This is a genomic window from Aquimarina spongiae (assembly GCF_900141785.1).
In the GTDB taxonomy this organism is placed as follows: domain Bacteria; phylum Bacteroidota; class Bacteroidia; order Flavobacteriales; family Flavobacteriaceae; genus Aquimarina; species Aquimarina spongiae.
The window spans coordinates 2,501-4,338 of record NZ_FQYP01000021.1 but is presented as its reverse complement, the minus strand read 5'-3'; the positions used below and the strand labels follow the sequence as shown (position 1 = coordinate 4,338).

Annotated in this window: 2 tRNA genes and 2 rRNA genes (1 of these 4 cut by a window edge); all 4 read left to right on the top strand. The window is 47.3% G+C overall.

Annotated features, from left to right (window positions below):
• Window positions 1-720, top strand: a 16S ribosomal RNA gene (locus BUE24_RS23490); the annotation flags it as partial.
• 124 nt (window positions 721-844) lie between these two features.
• A tRNA-Ile gene (locus BUE24_RS23485) sits at window positions 845-918 on the top strand.
• A gap of 89 nt (window positions 919-1,007) precedes the next feature.
• Window positions 1,008-1,081: transfer RNA gene (locus BUE24_RS23480), tRNA-Ala, on the top strand.
• 179 nt (window positions 1,082-1,260) lie between these two features.
• A 23S ribosomal RNA gene (locus BUE24_RS23475) occupies window positions 1,261-1,838 on the top strand (it continues 2,243 nt past the right edge of the window).

Below are 1,838 nucleotides of genomic sequence, written 5' to 3'. Positions count from 1 at the left end.
GCCGTAAACGATGGTTACTAGCTGTTTGGACTTCGGTCTGAGTGGCTAAGCGAAAGTGATAAGTAACCCACCTGGGGAGTACGTTCGCAAGAATGAAACTCAAAGGAATTGACGGGGGCCCGCACAAGCGGTGGAGCATGTGGTTTAATTCGATGATACGCGAGGAACCTTACCAGGGCTTAAATGTAGTCTGACAGCTTTAGAGATAGAGTTTTCTTCGGACAGATTACAAGGTGCTGCATGGTTGTCGTCAGCTCGTGCCGTGAGGTGTCAGGTTAAGTCCTATAACGAGCGCAACCCCTGTTGTTAGTTGCCAGCGAGTAATGTCGGGAACTCTAGCAAGACTGCCGGTGCAAACCGCGAGGAAGGTGGGGATGACGTCAAATCATCACGGCCCTTACGTCCTGGGCCACACACGTGCTACAATGGCCGGTACAGAGAGCAGCCACTTAGTGATAAGGAGCGAATCTATAAAGCCGGTCACAGTTCGGATCGGAGTCTGCAACTCGACTCCGTGAAGCTGGAATCGCTAGTAATCGCATATCAGCCATGATGCGGTGAATACGTTCCCGGGCCTTGTACACACCGCCCGTCAAGCCATGGAAGCTGGGGGTACCTGAAGTCCGTCACCGCAAGGAGCGGCCTAGGGTAAAACTAGTAACTGGGGCTAAGTCGTAACAAGGTAGCCGTACCGGAAGGTGCGGCTGGAACACCTCCTTTCTAGAGAATTTAGAAATGGTACGACTCAGAAGGTTTTTATTTAAGGGTTGATTTTAGTTTTTCGGCTGTCAATTAAATATTAAGGGATCGATTGTTTTATTAGGCGATTGATTTTTACTAACGAAGTCTCATAGCTCAGCTGGTTAGAGCGCTACACTGATAATGTAGAGGTCGGCAGTTCGAGTCTGCCTGAGACTACGAATTAAGTTCATTTTATATTGAATAAGGAAATTTTAGAAGTTGTGCTACTGTCAACTAATATTTGGCTACGGTCAACTTTATAAGACGGGGAATTAGCTCAGCTGGCTAGAGCGCCTGCCTTGCACGCAGGAGGTCACCGGTTCGACTCCGGTATTCTCCACAAGGCAATGCCTTGAGATATAAATTTCAAGAGTATTGCAGGGAGTAGTTACTGATGTATTAGTCAGTGGCGACTCGCCACAACGTTCATTGACATATTGATTTAGAGAAAAAACGAGCACACATGATTGTAAAATTGTGTGATGTAAAATAAAAACTAAGAGCAAATTAAAGCATAAGACATAAGCTAATTAAGGGCGTATGGGGGATGCCTAGGCTCTCAGAGGCGAAGAAGGACGTGATAAGCTGCGATAAGCTACGGGGAGAGGCACATACTTGTTGATCCGTGGATTTCCGAATGGGGCAACCCGGCATGTTGAAGACATGTCACATCGTAAGATGGGCGAACGTGGGGAACTGAAACATCTAAGTACCCATAGGAGAAGAAAACAATAGTGATTCCGTTAGTAGTGGCGAGCGAACGCGGAATAGCCCAAACCAAATCGGTTACGGCCGGTTTGGGGTTGTAGGACTACAACATAGGATTTGTAATGAATTAGAACTGTTTGGAAAGACAGGCCAGAGAAGGTGATAGCCCTGTATAAGTAAAGATCAAATACTTAGTAGTATCCTGAGTAGCGCGGGGCACGGGAAACCCTGTGTGAATTTGGCGGGACCATCCGCTAAGGCTAAATACTCCTGAGAGACCGATAGTGAACCAGTACCGTGAGGGAAAGGTGAAAAGAACCCTGAATAAGGGAGTGAAAAAGACCCTGAAACCATACGCTTACAAGCGGTCGGAGCCCATTAGGGTGACG